The organism is Pseudomonas sp. NY15372, from assembly GCF_048068215.1.
GTDB lineage: Bacteria > Pseudomonadota > Gammaproteobacteria > Pseudomonadales > Pseudomonadaceae > Aquipseudomonas > Aquipseudomonas guariconensis_A.
In genome coordinates this window covers 153,820-170,809 of record NZ_JBLUPY010000002.1, presented here as the reverse complement: position 1 = coordinate 170,809, position 16,990 = coordinate 153,820, and the positions used below count along the sequence as shown (strand labels likewise).

Annotated in this window: 15 protein-coding genes; 8 read left to right on the top strand and 7 right to left on the bottom strand. The window is 66.9% G+C overall.

Translation table 11 applies throughout. The features are described from left to right. Positions 1-162: 162 nt before the first annotated feature. On the top strand, positions 163-882 hold the full coding sequence (locus tag ACNFG0_RS02390) for a 16S rRNA (uracil(1498)-N(3))-methyltransferase (protein ID WP_416763938.1): 720 nt from the start codon (positions 163-165) through the stop codon (positions 880-882). On the opposite strand, the gene trhA is transcribed toward ACNFG0_RS02390, so the two are convergent. From trhA to ACNFG0_RS02355, 7 genes are all read right to left on the bottom strand, one after another. Further along, positions 879-1,496: a PAQR family membrane homeostasis protein TrhA gene (trhA, locus tag ACNFG0_RS02385; RefSeq protein ID WP_196145963.1), complete on the bottom strand. Its 618-nt coding sequence runs from the start codon at positions 1,494-1,496 to the stop codon at positions 879-881. The genes ACNFG0_RS02390 and trhA overlap by 4 nt on opposite strands. A gap of 191 nt (positions 1,497-1,687) precedes the next feature. Continuing rightward, a complete protein-coding gene (locus ACNFG0_RS02380; protein ID WP_196145964.1) occupies positions 1,688-2,161 on the bottom strand; it encodes a chemotaxis protein CheW in 474 nt (157 codons plus the stop codon). Then, entirely contained in the window at positions 2,154-7,049 is a 4,896-nt protein-coding gene (locus ACNFG0_RS02375; protein ID WP_416763936.1) for an Hpt domain-containing protein, read from the bottom strand. Before ACNFG0_RS02375 ends, ACNFG0_RS02380 begins: the two co-directional genes overlap by 8 nt. A 10-nt stretch (positions 7,050-7,059) precedes the next feature. Then, positions 7,060-9,084 carry a methyl-accepting chemotaxis protein gene (locus tag ACNFG0_RS02370; RefSeq protein ID WP_416763999.1) on the bottom strand — a complete coding sequence of 675 codons (2,025 nt, stop codon included), beginning with the start codon at positions 9,082-9,084 and terminating at the stop codon, positions 7,060-7,062. 50 nt (positions 9,085-9,134) lie between these two features. Then, the gene (locus tag ACNFG0_RS02365; protein WP_196145967.1) at positions 9,135-9,689 is read right to left on the bottom strand and encodes a chemotaxis protein CheW; all 555 of its coding nucleotides are present in this window, start codon (positions 9,687-9,689) and stop codon (positions 9,135-9,137) included. Further along, positions 9,686-10,051: a twitching motility response regulator PilH gene (gene pilH / locus ACNFG0_RS02360; RefSeq protein ID WP_196145968.1), complete on the bottom strand. Its 366-nt coding sequence runs from the start codon at positions 10,049-10,051 to the stop codon at positions 9,686-9,688. Before pilH ends, ACNFG0_RS02365 begins: the two co-directional genes overlap by 4 nt. A 46-nt stretch (positions 10,052-10,097) precedes the next feature. Next, positions 10,098-10,499, bottom strand: coding sequence for a response regulator (locus ACNFG0_RS02355; protein ID WP_084854016.1), 402 nt, complete (start codon positions 10,497-10,499; stop codon positions 10,098-10,100). A gap of 338 nt (positions 10,500-10,837) precedes the next feature. Here ACNFG0_RS02355 and gshB point away from each other — a divergent pair, with 338 nt between their 5' ends. The 7 genes from gshB to ACNFG0_RS02320 all read left to right on the top strand — a co-directional run bounded on the left by gshB (position 10,838) and on the right by ACNFG0_RS02320 (position 16,786). After that, positions 10,838-11,791 (top strand): glutathione synthase, encoded by a 954-nt coding sequence (gshB, locus tag ACNFG0_RS02350; RefSeq protein WP_196155205.1) that lies wholly within the window; start codon positions 10,838-10,840, stop codon positions 11,789-11,791. A 90-nt stretch (positions 11,792-11,881) separates the two neighbouring features. After that, positions 11,882-12,778, top strand: a complete 897-nt coding sequence (locus tag ACNFG0_RS02345) for a TonB family protein (protein WP_416763935.1) — start codon at positions 11,882-11,884, stop codon at positions 12,776-12,778. A 158-nt stretch (positions 12,779-12,936) separates the two neighbouring features. Then, positions 12,937-13,506, top strand: coding sequence for a YqgE/AlgH family protein (locus tag ACNFG0_RS02340; RefSeq protein ID WP_196145971.1), 570 nt, complete (start codon positions 12,937-12,939; stop codon positions 13,504-13,506). Then, positions 13,506-13,931 (top strand): Holliday junction resolvase RuvX, encoded by a 426-nt coding sequence (gene ruvX, locus ACNFG0_RS02335; protein ID WP_196145972.1) that lies wholly within the window; start codon positions 13,506-13,508, stop codon positions 13,929-13,931. Before ACNFG0_RS02340 ends, ruvX begins: the two co-directional genes overlap by 1 nt. A 51-nt stretch (positions 13,932-13,982) precedes the next feature. Continuing rightward, positions 13,983-14,501: a bifunctional pyr operon transcriptional regulator/uracil phosphoribosyltransferase PyrR gene (pyrR, locus tag ACNFG0_RS02330; RefSeq protein WP_196145973.1), complete on the top strand. Its 519-nt coding sequence runs from the start codon at positions 13,983-13,985 to the stop codon at positions 14,499-14,501. A 12-nt stretch (positions 14,502-14,513) separates the two neighbouring features. Further along, the gene (locus tag ACNFG0_RS02325; protein WP_196166362.1) at positions 14,514-15,518 is read left to right on the top strand and encodes an aspartate carbamoyltransferase catalytic subunit; all 1,005 of its coding nucleotides are present in this window, start codon (positions 14,514-14,516) and stop codon (positions 15,516-15,518) included. Continuing rightward, entirely contained in the window at positions 15,515-16,786 is a 1,272-nt protein-coding gene (locus ACNFG0_RS02320; protein ID WP_416763934.1) for a dihydroorotase, read from the top strand. The genes ACNFG0_RS02325 and ACNFG0_RS02320 overlap by 4 nt, the downstream gene beginning before the upstream one ends. Positions 16,787-16,990 lie beyond the last annotated feature (204 nt).

Below are 16,990 nucleotides of genomic sequence, written 5' to 3'. Positions count from 1 at the left end.
GAACCGATCCCTGTAGGAGCGGCCTTGTGCCGCGAAAGGGCCGCCAAGCGGCCCCGGCAATCGATGCCGCGAAGCTGAAACCCTGGGGCCGCTACGCGCCCCCTTCGCGGCACAAGGCCGCTCCTACACAGTATGCGCAGCCCCCTTTTTGACGAGCACCCCATGAGACTGTCCCGCTTCTTCATCGACGCCCCCCTGAGCCTCGGCGAGCACGAGCTGCCCGAAGCCCAGGCCCACTACATCGGCCGCGTGCTGCGCATGGCCCCCAGCGACGCCGTGCAATTGTTCGACGGCAGCGGCCAGGAATTTCGCGGCCAATTGCTGGAGGTCGGCAAGAAAACCGTGCGCGTGGCGCTCGACGAGGCCCTGCCCGGCCAGGCCGAATCGCCGTTGCAGGTGCACCTTGGCCAGGGCCTCTCCCGAGGCGAACGGATGGACTGGGCGATTCAGAAGGCCACCGAGCTGGGCGTCAGCGCCATCACGCCGATCGTCAGCGAGCGCTGCGAGGTGCGCCTGAAGGACGAACGCGCCGACAAGCGCCTGGCCCATTGGCGCCAGGTGGCGATCAGCGCCTGCGAGCAATGCGGCCGCTCGACCGTGCCGGTGATCCACCCGCCGCTGACGCTTGCCGACTGGCTCAAGCAAACCGATGCCGACCTCAAGCTGGTGCTGCACCCGATTGCAGAGCCACTGACCCGCCACGAACGCCCGGCGCGCCTGGCGTTCCTGATCGGCCCCGAGGGCGGGCTGAGCGACGCCGAAGTGGACCAGGCCAAGGCTGCCGGCTTCCACGCAGCACGCCTCGGCCCGCGCGTGCTGCGCACCGAGACCGCGCCAGTGGTCGCGCTGTCGGTCGCCCAGCAGCTGTGGGGCGATTTCTAGCGTACGTAGAAGAACACCGCGACGAAGTGCATCAGGCTGCCGGCGATGACGAACAGGTGCCAGATGCCATGCCAATGGCGGAAGCGGCTGTCGAAGGCGAAGAACAGGATGCCGATGGTGTAGAACGCCCCGCCCGCCGCCAGCCAGGCGAACCCGGCACCGCCGAGGCTGTGCAGCAGGGGCTTGACCGCCACCAGGACGATCCAGCCCATCACCGCATAGATGATGATCGACAGGATCCGCGCTTCCGAGCGCGGCTTGATCTCTTGCAGCATGCCGATCACCGCCAGCCCCCAGACCACGCCGAACAGGCTCCAGCCCCAAGGGCCACGCAGGCTGACCAGGCAGAACGGGGTATAGCTGCCGGCGATCAGCAGGTAGATCGACAAGTGATCGAGCTTGCGCATGATCACCTTCGCCCGGCCGCGGGTGCTGTGGTAGAGGGTGGAGATGCTGTAGAGCAGCAGCAGCGTGCTGCCGTAGATGGAGAAGCTGACGATCTTCCAGGGGTCGCCCTGCAACCCGGCCACGACGATCAGCCAGATGGCGCCAATACAGGCCAGCACGGCACCGACCAGGTGCGTCCAGGCATTGAAACGTTCACCGTAATACATGCAGACACAGACCTCCTCGAACGCGCCAGGTTCCGGATCACCGCGCCCCTCATCGCGGGGCAAGCCCGCTCCCACAGATCCATCACATCACCCTACCCCAGGCCCGCGCTGTCGCGCACAGAACAAGCGGCCAGTGCTGATCCTCTGTGGGAGCGGGCTTGTCCCGCGATTGGGCCCGCAAGACCGACATCCTACCCGACCACAGGTTGCAGATCGGCGTCACGCACCATGCGCTCCAACGCGGCCAGGTCGGGCACCCGGGCCACCTGCTCGCCTACCTGCACTGCCGCCAGTTCCAGATTGGCCAGCGGCACATCCACATAATTGAGCTGGCTATCGAGCTTGCACGAGCGGGGAATGTCCTGCAGCAGCAGCGCCAGGTAGCGCAGGCCGGTATCGCCCAAGGCGTTGAGCACCACGACACGGGCCCGCTCGCCGCAGACGGTTTCGCTACCACAGGCCGCCTCGAAGCCGATCAGCGGCAGCCGCTGCTGGCGCCAGTCGATCCAGCCCAGATGCCAGGCCGGGTCGTGGGGCTGGCAAGCGAACGCACGCTGGCCGATCAGCTCGGCCACGGCGACATTGGGCAGCACCAGGGTCCGGTCGCTCATGGGCAGCAGCAGGCCGGTCAGGCTGCTGCGCTGGCCGGCGATATGTTCAAGCATGGGTCTGGCTCCAGTGGGCGATGCTCGCGAGCAATACCGACTCCTGATACGGCTTGCCCAGGTAGTCGTTGACGCCGATGGCCATCGCCCGGTCGCGGTGCTTCTGGCCTGTGCGCGAGGTGATCATGATGATCGGCAGGTCCTTGAGCCGGGCGTCGCGCCGGATACGGGTGGCCACTTCGAAGCCATCCATGCGCGGCATCTCGATATCCAGCAACAGCACGTCGGGGCGGTGCTCCTCGAGCAGGGTCATGGCATCCACCCCGTCCTTGGCCGTGAGCACGCTCATGCCGTGGCGCTCCAGCAGACGGCTGGTGACCTTGCGCACGGTCACCGAGTCGTCCACCACCATCACCAGCAGGCGCCGACGCGGCGCCGGCCCGAGCAACGGATGCTGGGCGCCATAGCCGCCCGGCAAGCGCGCCAGGCGTCGTTGCTGGCCACGCAACTGGCCGAGCAGGTCGAGAATCAGCACGACCCGGCCATCGCCCAACAAGGTCGCGCCGGACAACCCCGGCACCGCCGCGAACTGCGGCCCCAGGCTCTTGACCACGATCTCGCGGCTGGGCGACAGGCTGTCCACCTGAATGGCGAAGGACTGCTCCTGGGAATGCACCAGCAATACCGGCAGCGGCACGCTCTGGCCCAGCAAGCTGGGGCGTGGCCCGCCGCCTTGCAGCACCTCGCCCAGATAACGCAGGTGGTATTCGTGCCCGGCGTAGACGTAGCGCGGCGCGCTCAACTGGTAGCAGGCCTCGAGCTCCGCGGGCGGCACACGGACGATCCCTTCGATGGTATTGAGCGGGATCGCATATTGCTCGTCGTCCAGGTGCACCATCAGCGCCCGGTTCATGGACACGGTGAACGGCAGGCGAATCAGGAAGCGCGCGCCCTTGCCCGGGCTCGACTCGATGCTCATGGAGCCGCCCAGTTGCTTGACCTCTTCATGGACCACGTCCATGCCAAGGCCGCGGCCGGAAATCTGGGTGATTTTCTGCGCGGTGGAAAAACCGGGGCGCAGGATGAACTGCAAGATCTCGTGGTCGCTCAGATAAGCCTGCGGGTCCAACAGGCCACGCTTGATCGCCTTGGCGCGCACGGCCTGCAAAGGCACGCCGGCACCGTCGTCGCTCATCTCGATGACGATGTCAGCCCCCTCATGGAGCAGGTTCAGGTGGATGGTGCCCTGCTCCGGCTTGCCGGCCGCAAGCCGCGCCTCTCGGGTTTCCAGGCCATGATCGACCGCGTTGCGCAGCATGTGCTCGAGCGGCGCCACCATGCGTTCGAGCACGCTGCGGTCCAGCTCGCCCTCGGCATTGCCGACCACCAACTCCACTTGCTTGCCCAGCTCGCTGGCCACCTGCCGCACCACCCGTTGCAGGCGTGGTACCAGACGCTCGAAAGGCACCATCAAGGTGGCCGTCAGGCCTTCCTGCAACTGGCTGTTCACCCGCGCCTGCTGTTGCAGCAGGCTGTAGGCTTCCTGGGCACGCTGGGCCAGGGTTTCCTTGAGGTCAAGCAGGTCGGAGGCCGACTCGAACAGCGCCCGCGACAACTGCTGCAACTGGGAATGGCGGTCCATCTCCAGCGGGTCGAAGTCGTCATAGGCGTCGCCTTCGGCCTGGTAGCGGCTGGACATTCGCCCCTGGGTCTCGATATCCAGACGCAGCAGCTGATCGCGCATGCGCTCCAGGGTGGTTTCCATTTCGTTGAGGGCGAACTGGGCATCGTTGACCTGCTGCTCGATGCGCCCGCGGATGATCGAATGCTCGCTGGCCAGGTTGCCCAGGTCGTCGAGCAGCTCGGCGTCCACCTTGACCATATCGCCTGCGGCCCGCTCCGGCGTGGCTGCGGGCACTTCGGCGGCCGGCACCTCGACCTGCGCCTGGCCGGCGGCGCTGTCGGTCAGCGCGGCGCTGCTGAAGTTGCGGATATAGTCGATCAGTGCCGTGGCCGCGTGCAGCGGTTGGCCAAGGCGCACCGCATCGAGCATGTGGGCGAGGCGGTCATGGCAGTTCTGCAGCAGGGCGAACAGCGCCGGGCTCGGCGGTAGGCGCCCGGCGGCAAGCAGTTCGTAGAGGAATTCCAGCTCGTGGGCCAGGTCGCCGATCGCCGCGACTTCGACCATCCGCGCCCCCCCCTTGAGGGTATGCAGGTCGCGCAGCAGGTTCTCGACCTCGACACTGTTGCGTGGGTCGGCCTGCCAGCGGGCCAAGGCGGCGGCGGCGCTTTCGACGATATCCGAACTCTCTTCCAGGAAGACTTCGCGCAATTCGCTGTCGCCCGGGTGCTGGGCTTCGCCCACCCCAGGCTCGGCAACTGGCGCGGTCGGGAGGGACAAAGGCGTCACCGTGTCGAGGCCGACCTTGCCCGTCGCATCTGGCGCCAGTGCATCGTCCAACAGGCCGCGCAGCGCCGCCACGCACTCCAAGCGTGCCTCGACCTGCTGCCCGGCGGCGATTTCATCGAACATGTCGAGCAAGGCCTCGTGGGCTTGCTGGGCCAGGCCGAAGAAACGCCCGTTGGCGGCCAGGCTGCCCTCCTCCACGGCGCCATACAGGTCCAGCAGCGCCTCGCAGACTTCATCCACCTGCCACAGCTCGGCCAGGTGAGCCGCCTGCCCGAGCGCCGTCAGTTCATCGAGCAGGGCCTCCAGTTCCTGGCGCTCGCGCGGGTGTTCCTGCCAGCGCGACAACAGCGACTCGGCATCGAGCAGGATGTCCATGCCCTGCGCCAGGAAGGCGGCGATACGCTGCGGGTCGCGGCCGGATCGCTGGGCCGAGTGCGGGTTCTGTTCAAGGAATGCCAGGCGCGCATCCACGGCTTGGCCGACCTGCTCGATCAACGCCGCGGCGTCCGGGATGGGTGCCAGGGGCGTGCTGTCGAGCTGGGCGAGGCCCAGGTGGAACAAGGCCCGGGCGGCCTCCAGCCATTCCAGCTCGGCGACCTGCAACGTCAGCCCGTGCCCCTTGTATTCCCGGACCAGGCGGTCGAAGGCCGTGGCCAGTTCGGCGATCGGCATCACGCCCGCCATGGCGGCGCTGCCCTTGAGGGTATGCAGGGCACGCTGCAGGCTGTCGCTGACGGCCGTGCCCTCGCCATCAGCGCCGCGCAGGAAGGTTTCCAGGTGGCCCAGGTGGCCCTGGGCCTCGTTGCGAAAGATCTCCAGCAACTGCGGGTCCAGCCCGTGGCCCGCTGGCACCGGTACATCGTGGATGGCCAACTGGTGCAGATGGCTGGACAAGGCTTCGGCCTCGGCCAGCGGCGTCGGGTGGCCCACCGCGAAATCGGCGAGCAGGTCCGGCAACCGTACCAATACCTGCTGCAAGGCCACCACGCCTTCGTCGGCAAGGGTGATACGCCCTTCCAATACCCGGTTGAGCAAGTGCTCGGCGCCCCAGGCCAGTTCCGCCAGGGCTTCGGCATGCACCATTCGCCCGCTGCCCTTGAGGGTGTGCAGCGCCCGGCGCACCTCCACCAGCGCATCGCGCAAGGTGTTGTCGGCGCGCCAGCGCAACCAGTGGCGTTCGATCTCCGGCAGCAGCTCGCCAGCTTCCTCGAGAAAAACATCGCGCAGCTCGTCATCGACTGCCTCGGGCTCGGAACTGGCCTGGGGCTGCTGGCAGACCACGCCGATGGCACTCAGGCTGGCACGGGCCATGTCGATGAATGGCTGGGCGTCGGCCAAGGGGTCGGCCGCGCGCCATTGCAGATACATTTCGCCGGCGCTCAGGGCTTCGGCCAGGTACGCGAGCTCTTCGGCAGGCGGTTCCTGATCCAGGTGCGCGAGCCAGCCCTGCACGTAACCGGCGCAGCCGCCGAATACACCGGCCACCTCCGGCAGCATGAGCATCGACAAGGCGCCGCGCACCTGATGCAGCAGGCCAGGCAGCGGTTGCAGGCGCTCGCGTGGCCAGCCGGACTCCAGGCAATCGCCGATCAGGTCTTTGGCCTGCTGCAACACCGCCAACGACTCGTTCAGCACCAGCTGGCGGATCTCGATCACGTCGGCGCCCGGCAGGCTACCCTGGCCGCTCTCATCCAATGGCCCGACCATGCCGTTGAGGGTGGCCTCCACGTACAGCAAAGCGCCGGCGATATCCATCAGCACCGCGTCGTCCACGGCTCGCTCGCCCAGGACCAGGGCCTGCAAGGCCAGCACCTGATCGATGATCACCCGGCGCGGTTGCTGGAAGGCCAGTACCGCCAAGGTATCGGCGACCTGGCGCAGCGGCGCCAGCAAGGCCTCCAGCTGCTCACGCTGCTGGCGGTCGCCCCGCACGAACAGGTCCAGTCGCTCTTTGATCCGCACCAGGTCGTCGCACAGCGCCATCACCACCGAGCGCAAGGCGTCGCGGCCTTGCCCGGCCTGCAACTGTTCGCGCCAATTGCCCAGCGACAGGTCCAGGTCAGCCAGGTCGGCGGCACCCGCCAGGCGCTGCGCCGCCCCCCCGACCAGGCTGCCCTGGGGCAACGGCTCGACGCCCCGGCAGCCGCGCAGCTGGTTCAGCAGCGGCACCACCACCAAAGGCAAGTCATGACGTGCCCCACGTAGTCGCTCCAGGTACGGTGGCAATTGCTCGAGCCCCCGGAACAGCGCGCCGAGGCAATCGCCTCGGGGGCTGACCTGGCCATCGGCCATGGCCCGGCCAAGCAGTTCCAGCTCCTCGGCCAGATGCGTCGCCCCGCGCAGCTCGAGCATGCGCAGGCAACCGTGCACCTGGTGCAAGTTGTCGATGAAGAAGGCCAGCATCGCTGGGTCTTCCGGCTCACTGGCGAACCGCTCCAGGGCCTGGCGGGCCTGGCCCAGGCAGTCGAGAATGGGCGCCTTGGCCCAAGCCAGGGCGACGGTATCGTGGCGCTCGGGGCTTAGGGTCGTGGACACCATGGCTCGCTCCTCAACGTGGCTCGCCGGGGGCCGGCAGGGTGAAGCCGGAGACCGAGCGGCGCATCTCGCTGGCCATTCGCGCCAGGTGGCGAATGCTGTCGGCGGTGGCGCCGGAGCCGGCGGAGGTCTGCGCGGTAATCTGCTGGATCACCGCCATGGTGTGTGAAATCTGACCGGCCGAGGAGGTCTGCAACTGGGCGGCATCGGAGATGCTGTGGATAAGGTCGGCCAACGTCTGCGAGACGCCCTCGATCTCGGCCAGGGCGACCCCGGCGTCCTGGGCCAGGCGCGCACCACGCACCACTTCGGCGGTGGTCTGCTCCATGGAGATCACCGCCTCGTTGGTATCGGCCTGGATAGTGCGCACCAGCGCCTCGATCTGTCGGGTGGCCGACGACGACCGCTCGGCCAGGCGCTGCACTTCGTCGGCGACCACGGCGAAACCACGCCCGGCCTCACCGGCGAGGGAAGCCTGGATCGCCGCATTGAGGGCGAGGATGTTGGTCTGGTCGGCGATGTCGTCGATCAGGCTGACGATGTCGCCGATTTCCTGGGAAGACTCGCCCAGGCGCTTGATCCGTTTGGCGGTGTCCTGAATCTGCTCGCGAATGTTGTCCATGCCGTGGATGGTGTTGTGCACCACCTCGTTGCCTTTGTTGGCGATGGCCACCGAGCGCTCGGCCACCTTCGCCGACTCGTAGGCATGGGCCGACACCCGGTCGATCGACTCGACCATGTCGCCCACCGCCAGGGACGCCTCGCTGATCTGCTCGGCCTGATGCTCGGAGGCCTTGGCCAGCTGGCGTGCGGTGTTCTGGGTGTCCTGCACGGCCGCGGCGACCTGCTCGGCGCTGTGGTTGATGGTGGCTACCAGGTCGCGCAACTGGTCGACCGAATAGTTGATCGAGTCGGCGATGGCGCCGGTGAAGTCCTCGGTGACCGAAACGGTGACGGTCAGGTCGCCGTCGGCCAGCTCCTCGATCTCGTCGAGCAAGCGCATGATCGCCTGCTGGTTGCGTTCGTTCTTTTCGGCGGTCTCGCGCAGCTGGCGGTGGGTCGCGCGCACCATCACCAGGCCGATGAGGATGATCGAGGCCAGGGCCACCAGGCCCAGCAGGTAGCCACCGATGGTGGCCAGGGTACGCCCGCTGGCCAGGTTCTCGAAGCCGTTGGCCAGGTGCGAGGCTTCATCGAGCAAGGTCTGCGACAGGCTGAAGATGTTGCCGGCCGCCTCGCGCACGCGCAGCAGCTCCGGCGAGGTCTCGAGGATTTCATCCACGGAGCCTGCAACGAACTGGAACAGCTCGGCGATTTCGGCCAGGCGCGCGCGGGCATCGGCGTCCTCGACCTTGGTCACGTGGATCGCCGGGTTGCCGCCGAGCATGCCCTCGAGCACCTGGCCGAAACGGCTGGCATCGCGCCCGAAGGCGTCCGCCGCCTGGGCCGAGGTGTCGTCGCCCGCCAGCACCGTGTTGACCGAGCCGAGAATGCGCTCAGCCAGCAGCAGTTGGCGCTGGGCCACGGCCACCTGACTGGCCGGAGCCCCGCTCTGCAGCAGGATTTCCACGACCTTTTCATACTCGACCTGCAACTGCGGCACGGTCTCGGCCAGGGTCGCGGCTACCTGGTGCAGCGACAGCACGGTTTGCTCGCTGGCGAGAATGGAGTCGGTGTTCTTGCGCAGGTTTTCCCAGTCCTGGCGCACGGCATCCATTTCGTCGCGCACGGCCATTGGTGCCGGCGGCAGCCCAGTGGCCTTGTCGCCCTCGCGCAGGTAGCGCCAGCGCCGCTCGAAATCGTTGCGCGCATCGGACAGCAGCTTGAAGGCCAACGCCTTGCCGGCCGCCGCCTCGGTGGCGTTCTTGGCGATGCGCTGGGAGAGCACGCGCAACTCGCCAGCATGGCCGATGTACTGCTTGTCGTAGTTGGCCTGGGTGTTGAGGTAGGCGAAGTTGGCGAACAGCAGGATGATCGACAGGATCAGCAGCAGGAACAGCACGGTGATCTGCGCGATGCTGCGCCGGCGCGGGCTCACGACAGCCGGGGCAACGGGTGTGGCGGGTTTGTTCACGGTCGATGGATCCTCTACAACGCCACGTCGAGAAAGGCCGGTGCCTGGGCCAGGGCGAACGGGCTGAAGATCGCCCAGTTGCGTTCACGGGGAAAATGGCCCTGGACGAAGGGTGCGGCGGCGCGCAGCAGCGGCTGCGGCGGCGACAACTCCAGGCTGCTCAGGGCGAAGTGCTGCAAGCCCAGGACTTCGTCCACCAACAGGCCTGCAAACAGTGCTTCATGGTCCAGCACCAACACCCGCCGCTGCTTGCCCGACAACGCCGGGCCAAGGCCGAAGAACGCGCTCAGGTCCATGACCGGCAACAACCGGCCACGCAGGTTGGCCACTCCGCAGACCCAGGGCTGAACACCGGGCACCCGGCTGCTGCGCGGCTCGTGCAGCACTTCGGCGACTTCGCCCATCGGCGCCACGAACCACTGCCGAGCGACGCGGAAACCGATACCGCTCCATTGTTGCTGGCGGGTGTCCTGCAGCGGCTGGTCGGCCACCAGCAGGCGACAGCGCCGGTCGATGTCCAGCAGCAGTTCGAAGGCGGTCAGCGACGCGCCCTGCGGGCGGGTGGTCAAGCCCCGATCACCTCTTTGAGCTTGGCGATCAGCGCCGCTTCTTCCACGGGCTTGGTCAGGAAGTCCCGCGCGCCCTGGCGTGTAGCCCAGACCCGATCGGTTTCCTGGTCCTTGGTGGTCACCACGATCACTGGGATGGCGCTGGTTTCCGGGTCCTTGCTCAACTGCCGGGTGGCCTGGAAACCGTTCATGCCGGGCATGACGATGTCCATCAGCACCGCGTCGGGCTTTTCCTGGCGGGCCAGGGCCACGCCATCGGCACCATTGCCGGCCTTGAGCACCTGGTGGCCATGCTTCTCCAGCCAGGCGGTCAGCTTGTACATCTCTGTCGGCGAATCGTCGACGATCAAAACTCGGGCCATGCTGTTTCCCCATGAAGGAAAGATGACACCGCCATGGCGGGCGGGGTCAGGGTGCGTGTTGTGCCTGCGCGGCGAACCCGGGCACGTGGGCCCTGATCGCATCGAGCAGTTCTTCCTTGCTGAACGGTTTGGTCAGGAACTGGTCGGAGCCGACCACCCGGCCACGGGCCTTGTCGAACAGGCCGTCGCGCGAGGACAGCAGGATGACCGGAGTGTCCTTGAAGGCGCTGTTCTGCTTGATCACGGCGCAGGTCTGGTAACCGTCCAGGCGCGGCATCAGCACATCGACGAAGATGATCCGGGGCTTGTGGTCGACGATCTTGGCCAGGGCATCGAAGCCGTCGCTGGCGGTGATCACCTCGCAGCCTGCTTCGCCGAGCAACATCTGGGCGGTGCGGCGGATCGTGCGGGAATCGTCGATCACCATCACCTTCAGGGGTTGTTCCATAAGTTGGGCTACCATCGCGGCTCTGGCTGACATCCGGGGGGCCGCTTCGCGCCCCATCGCGGGGCAAGCCCGCTCCTACACGGCCCTGCAACAGCAGAGCCCCGAGCCCGGCACAGACCCTGTGGGAGCGGGCTTGACCCGCGATGGACTGCGCAGCAGCCCCAAGCGACATCATGCTTGGCTCCTGTGAGCGGCATCAAGCACTATGCCTGGCATTTTTAGCACAGTCCGCAGGGGCATTCCATCCGCCGCCCCCTTGACCATCGGCGTTCCCGGCGCCACCCTGAGCCACTTTTCATCGAACCATCGCGGCTGTCGCCGCCAATGAGGAATTACCCATGAGCGTTCGCCTCGGGATTGTCATGGACCCCATCGCGTCCATCTCCTACAAGAAGGACAGCTCGCTGGCCATGCTGCTGGCCGCCCAGGCCCGTGGCTGGACCCTGTTCTACATGGAACAGCGCGACCTCTACCTGGGCGCAGGCCAGGCCCGCGCGCAGATGCGCCCGTTGAAGGTGTTCGCCGACCCGTCCCGCTGGTTCGAGCTGGGCGAAGAGCAGGACTGCGCCCTGGCCGACCTGGACGTGATCCTGATGCGCAAGGATCCGCCCTTCGACATGGAGTTCGTCTACAGCACCTACCTGCTGGAGCAGGCCGAGCGCGAGGGCGTGCTGGTGGTCAACCGCCCGCAGAGCCTGCGCGACTGCAACGAGAAGCTGTTCGCCACCCAGTTCCCACAGTGCATGGCGCCGACCCTGGTCAGCCGCCGCGTGGACATCCTGCGCGAATTCGCCAACAGCCGCGGCGACGTGATCCTCAAGCCGCTGGACGGCATGGGCGGCGCCTCGGTGTTCCGCCACCGCAAGGACGACCCGAACCTGTCGGTGATCCTCGAGACCCTGACCCAGCACGGCACCCAGCAGATCATGGCGCAGGAATACCTGCCGCAAATCGTCGATGGCGACAAGCGCATCCTGATGATCGACGGCGAGCCGGTCGACTACTGCCTGGCACGCATTCCGGCCAGCGGCGAGACCCGTGGCAACCTGGCCGCCGGTGGTCGTGGCGAGGCTCGCCCGTTGACCGAGCGTGACCGCTGGATCGCCGCCCAGGTCGGCCCGACCCTGCGTGAAAAGGGTCTGCTGTTCGTCGGCCTGGACGTGATCGGCGACTTCCTCACCGAGATCAATGTCACCAGCCCCACCTGCATCCGGGAGATCGACGCGGCCTACAACACCGATATCGGCGGGCAACTGATGGATGCCATTGATCGCCAGCTCAAGGCGCGCTGACCGCCGACGCGGAGCAATCTCGCGCAGTGGGGTATGATGCCAGTCCTTTTCGACTGAGCTGCACCCCGCTTTGCGGTTGCTGGATACCTGATGACGCTGCCTGCCGACATCCCTGCCGACCTGCTGCCCCCCCGCGTCCGCCCTGCGGACCGGCTCGGCTTCACCCTGTTCCTGGCTGCCCTGGTGCACCTGGCGCTGATCCTGGGCGTGAGCTTCACCATCGCCAAGCCCAGCGAAATCCGTCGCACCATGGAAATCACCCTGGCAACCTTCAAGAGCGAAAAACCGCCCGAAAAGGCCGATTTCCAGGCCCAGGACAACCAGCAGGGCAGCGGCACCCTGGAGAAGAAGGCGGTGCCCAAGACCACTGAGGTCGCGCCGTTCCAAGACAGCAAGATCAACAAGGTCACCCCGCCTCCCGCCGCCAAGCGGGAAACACCGCCCGCGCCGCAGAAGTCCGCCGTGGCCACCCGGGCGCCCAAGCCGCAGAAAATCGAGCCCAAGCCCAAGGAAAGCAAACCACAGCCCAAGCCTCAGGCGGTGCCGGACTTCGACAGCTCGCAGCTGTCCAGCCAGATCGCCAGCCTCGAGGCGGAGCTTTCCAACGAACAGCAGCTGTACGCCAAGCGCCCACGCATCCACCGCCTCAACGCCGCCTCGACCATGCGCGACAAGGGTGCCTGGTACAAGGAAGAGTGGCGCAAGAAGGTCGAGCGGGTCGGCAACCTCAACTACCCCGAGCAGGCGCGTCGCCAACAGATCTACGGCAGCCTGCGGATGATGGTGTCGATCAACCGCGATGGCTCCCTGTACGAAGTGCTGGTGCTGGAGTCGTCCGGCCAGCCGGTGCTCGACCAGGCGGCCCAGCGCATCGTCCGCCTGTCGGCGCCCTTCGCGCCGTTCACCGGCGACCTGGCCGAGTTCGACCGGCTGGAGATCATTCGCACCTGGCGCTTCGCCCGGGGTGACCGCCTGTCCAGCAACTGAATATTGATGTCGGGCTTGCCAGATGTGACAGCGCGGATATCGAGCACCGCGCGGGCGGCGCGCGATTCATCAGACACCCCAAAACCACCGCCCTGCACAACGCCCAGCAACACACTGGTACCTTGTCAGCCTCGCCACCTGACGCCACACTATCACCCATGAAAACCCTCAGCCCGAGCTACCTCAAGCACCAGTTCCTCATCGCCATGCCGCACATGGCCGATCCGAACTTTGCCCAGACCCTCACCTACATCGTCGAGCACAACGCCAATGGCGCCATGGGCCTGGTGGTCAATCGGCCTCAGGAGCTGAACCTGGCGGACATCCTGGAGCAGTTGCGCCCAGGCGAGGAGCCGCCGGCCAGCACCTTGCAGGTACCGATCTACCAGGGTGGCCCGGTGCAGACCGATCGCGGCTTCGTATTGCATACCAGCGAGTGCAGCTACCAGGCCACCGTCGAGCTGCAGGGCCTGTCGCTGTCCACCTCCCAGGACGTGCTGTTCGCCATCGCCGATGGCGTAGGGCCGAAACAGAGCCTGATCACCCTGGGCTACGCCGGCTGGGAAGCCGGCCAGCTGGAAGCCGAGCTTGCCGACAACGCCTGGCTCAACTGCCCGTTCGACCCCGAGATCATCTTCGGCCTGGCCAGTGACCAGCGCCTGGAGGCCGCCGCCGCCAGCCTGGGCATCAACCTCAGCCTGTTGACCAGCCAGGCGGGCCACGCCTGATGGCCGAGCTGCGCCTGCTGCTGGGCTTCGACTACGGCAGCAAACAGATCGGCGTGGCCGTCGGCCAGGTGATTACCGGCCAGGCCCGCGAGCTGTGCACGCTCAAGGCCCAGAACGGCGTGCCGGACTGGGCACAGGTGGAAAAACTCATCAAGGAATGGAAACCCGACGCCATCGTCGTCGGCCTGCCGCTGAACATGGACGGCACGCCCAGCGAGATGAGCGAACGCGCCGAAAAGTTCGCCCGCCGCCTGCAGGGTCGCTACAACCTGCCCGTGCACACCCATGACGAACGCCTGACCACCTTCGAAGCCAAGGGCGAACAGATGGCCCGCGGCATGCGCCACGGCAGCTACCGCGACAACCCGGTCGATGCCATCGCCGCCGCCCTGCTGCTGCAAGGCTGGCTGGAGGCCAACACTTAAATCCGCTTTGCCGCCGGCCCACATCCGGCGCCCCCTTCCGAGGAGCACGCAATGAGCCTACCCAACCCCGCCGACCTGATCCGGCAGATGGCCGTCGACCTTCGCGCCCACCTGGCCCGCCGTGCCATCACCGAGCCACGTTTCATCGGCATCCGCACCGGCGGTGTGTGGGTAGCCCAGGCCTTGCAGCAAGAGCTGGGCGACAGCAGCGCGCTGGGCACGCTGGACGTCTCCTTCTACCGTGACGACTTCAGCCAGAACGGCCTGCATCCGCAGGTGCGCCCCTCGGAGCTGCCCTTCGAGGTCGAAGGCCAGCATCTGGTGCTGGTGGACGACGTGCTGATGAGCGGGCGCACCATCCGCGCTGCGCTCAACGAACTGTTCGACTACGGCCGGCCCGCCAGTGTCACCCTGGCCTGCCTGTTGGACCTGGACGCCGGCGAACTGCCGATACGCCCCAACGTGCTCGGCGCCACCTTGTCACTGGCGCCCCATGAGCGGGTAAAATTGACCGGACCCGCACCGCTCGCCCTCGAGCGCCAGGACCTCGCCACCGCTTCCGCCCTTTAAGAGTCCCCCGCGATGACGCCATTCGACGCCAAGCGCCCGCTGCAGCTCAATGATCAGGGCCAGCTGCGCCACTTCCTCTCGCTCGACGGTTTGCCCCGCGAACTGCTGACCGAGATCCTCGACACCGCCGACTCCTTCCTGGAGGTCGGTGCCCGGGCCGTGAAAAAAGTCCCGTTGCTGCGCGGCAAGACCGTGTGCAACGTGTTCTTCGAGAACTCGACCCGCACCCGCACCACCTTCGAACTGGCCGCTCAGCGCCTGTCGGCCGATGTGATCAGCCTGAACGTATCGACCTCCTCGACCAGCAAGGGCGAGACCCTGTTCGACACCCTGCGCAACCTGGAGGCCATGGCCGCCGACATGTTCGTCGTGCGCCACTCCGACTCCGGCGCCGCGCACTTCATCGCCGAGCATGTCTGCCCCGACGTGGCCGTGATCAACGGCGGCGACGGCCGCCATGCGCACCCGACCCAGGGCATGCTCGACATGCTGACCATCCGTCGTCACAAGGGCAGCTTCGAGAACCTTTCGGTGGCCATCGTCGGCGACATCCTGCATTCGCGCGTGGCCCGTTCCGACATGCTGGCGCTGAAAGCGCTGGGCTGTCCGGATATCCGCGTGATCGGCCCGAAGACCTTGATCCCCGTCGGCATCGAGCAGTATGGCGTCAAGGTCTATACCGACCTGGCCCAGGGCCTGAAGGACGTCGACGTGGTCATCATGCTGCGCCTGCAGCGTGAGCGCATGGCCGGCGGCCTGCTGCCCAGCGAAGGCGAGTTCTACCGCCTGTTCGGCCTGACCACCACGCGCCTGGCCGGTGCCAAGCCCGACGCCATCGTCATGCACCCGGGCCCGATCAACCGTGGCGTGGAGATCGAGTCGGCGGTGGCCGACGGCGCCCATTCGGTGATCCTCAACCAGGTCACCTACGGTATCGCCGTGCGCATGGCGGTATTGTCCATGGCCATGAGCGGCCAGGCCGCGCAACGTCAACTCGACCAGGAGAACGCCCTGTGAGCATCAGCATTCTTGGCGCCCGGGTCATCGACCCCAGCAGCGGCCTGGACCAAGTCACCGACCTGCACCTGGACGGCGGTCGTATCGTCGCGATCGGCGCAGCGCCTGCCGGCTTCAACGCCACCCGCACGATCCAGGCCGAGGGTTTGGTAGCAGCCCCAGGCCTGGTCGATCTCGGCGTCTCCCTGCGCGAGCCGGGCTACAGCCGCAAGGGCAACATCGCCAGCGAGACCCGCGCCGCGGTCGCCGGTGGCGTCACCAGCCTGTGCTGCCCGCCGCAAACCAAACCGGTGCTGGACACCTCGGCAGTCGCCGAACTGATCCTCGACCGCGCGCGGGAAGCGGCCAACAGCAAGGTCTACCCGATCGGCGCGCTGACCAAGGGCCTGGAAGGCGAGCAACTGGCCGAACTGGTCGCCCTGCGCGATACCGGCTGCGTGGCCTTCGGCAACGGCCTGAAGGAAATCCCCAACAACCGCACCCTGGCCCGTGCACTGGAATATGCCGCCACGTTCGACCTGACCGTGGTCTTCCACTCCCAGGACCGCGACCTGGCCCAGGGCGGCTTGGCCCATGAAGGCCCGATGGCCAGTTTCCTCGGCTTGCCGGGTATCCCCGAGACCGCCGAGACCGTGGCCCTGGCGCGCAACCTGCTGCTGGTCGAGCAGACGGGCGTGCGGGCGCACTTCAGCCAGATCACCAGCGCCCGTGGCGCGCGGCTGATCGCCCAGGCCCAGCAGCTGGGCCTGCCGGTTACCGCCGATGTGGCGCTGTATCAGCTGATTCTCACCGATGAGACGCTGCGCGACTTCTCCAGCCTCTATCACGTACAGCCTCCACTGCGCACCGCCGCCGACCGCGACGGCCTGCGCGAGGCCGTCAAATCGGGTGTGATCCAGGCGGTCTCCAGCCATCACCAGCCCCACGAGCGCGACGCTAAGCTGGCGCCGTTCGGCGCCACCGAGCCTGGCATCAGCAGCGTCGAGCTGCTGCTGCCGCTGGCCATGACCCTGGTGCAGGACGGCCTGCTCGACCTGCCGACCTTGTTGGCCCGCCTGACCAGCGGCCCGGCCGCGGCCATGCGCCTGCCGGCGGGCGAGCTGAAGGTCGGTGCGGCGGCGGACCTGGTGCTGTTCGACCCACAGGCCTCCACGGTCGCTGGCGAGCAATGGTATTCGCGTGGCGAGAACTGCCCGTTCATTGGCCACTGCCTGCCAGGCGCGGTGCGTTATACCTTGGTCGACGGGCACGTTTGCCACGAGGCCTGAGCGGTGACCTTGTAGGAGCGGCCTTGTGCCGCGAAAGGGCCGCAAAGCGGCCCCGGCAATGCATGCATCATGCAAAGATCCTGGGGCTGCTACGCAGCCCTTTCGCGGCACGAGGCCGCTCCTACACAGGGGGTGCACCCCCTGAAATCCATCGCAACCGTTTATCCCCTACGGTTGAAATCCTTCCCCCCACCCCCATATGAG

Excerpts from the sequence above, each read along its gene's own strand:
- ACNFG0_RS02390 (WP_416763938.1), top strand. The coding sequence starts at position 163 with ATGAGACTGTCCCGCTTCTTCATCGACGCCCCCCTGAGCCTCGGCGAG.
- trhA (WP_196145963.1), bottom strand. The coding sequence starts at position 1,496 with ATGTATTACGGTGAACGTTTCAATGCCTGGACGCACCTGGTCGGTGCC.
- ACNFG0_RS02380 (WP_196145964.1), bottom strand. The coding sequence starts at position 2,161 with ATGCTTGAACATATCGCCGGCCAGCGCAGCAGCCTGACCGGCCTGCTG.
- ACNFG0_RS02375 (WP_416763936.1), bottom strand. The coding sequence starts at position 7,049 with ATGGTGTCCACGACCCTAAGCCCCGAGCGCCACGATACCGTCGCCCTG.
- pilH (WP_196145968.1), bottom strand. The coding sequence starts at position 10,051 with ATGGCCCGAGTTTTGATCGTCGACGATTCGCCGACAGAGATGTACAAG.
- ACNFG0_RS02355 (WP_084854016.1), bottom strand. The coding sequence starts at position 10,499 with ATGGAACAACCCCTGAAGGTGATGGTGATCGACGATTCCCGCACGATC.
- gshB (WP_196155205.1), top strand. The coding sequence starts at position 10,838 with ATGAGCGTTCGCCTCGGGATTGTCATGGACCCCATCGCGTCCATCTCC.
- ACNFG0_RS02345 (WP_416763935.1), top strand. The coding sequence starts at position 11,882 with ATGACGCTGCCTGCCGACATCCCTGCCGACCTGCTGCCCCCCCGCGTC.
- ACNFG0_RS02340 (WP_196145971.1), top strand. The coding sequence starts at position 12,937 with ATGAAAACCCTCAGCCCGAGCTACCTCAAGCACCAGTTCCTCATCGCC.
- ruvX (WP_196145972.1), top strand. The coding sequence starts at position 13,506 with ATGGCCGAGCTGCGCCTGCTGCTGGGCTTCGACTACGGCAGCAAACAG.
- pyrR (WP_196145973.1), top strand. The coding sequence starts at position 13,983 with ATGAGCCTACCCAACCCCGCCGACCTGATCCGGCAGATGGCCGTCGAC.
- ACNFG0_RS02325 (WP_196166362.1), top strand. The coding sequence starts at position 14,514 with ATGACGCCATTCGACGCCAAGCGCCCGCTGCAGCTCAATGATCAGGGC.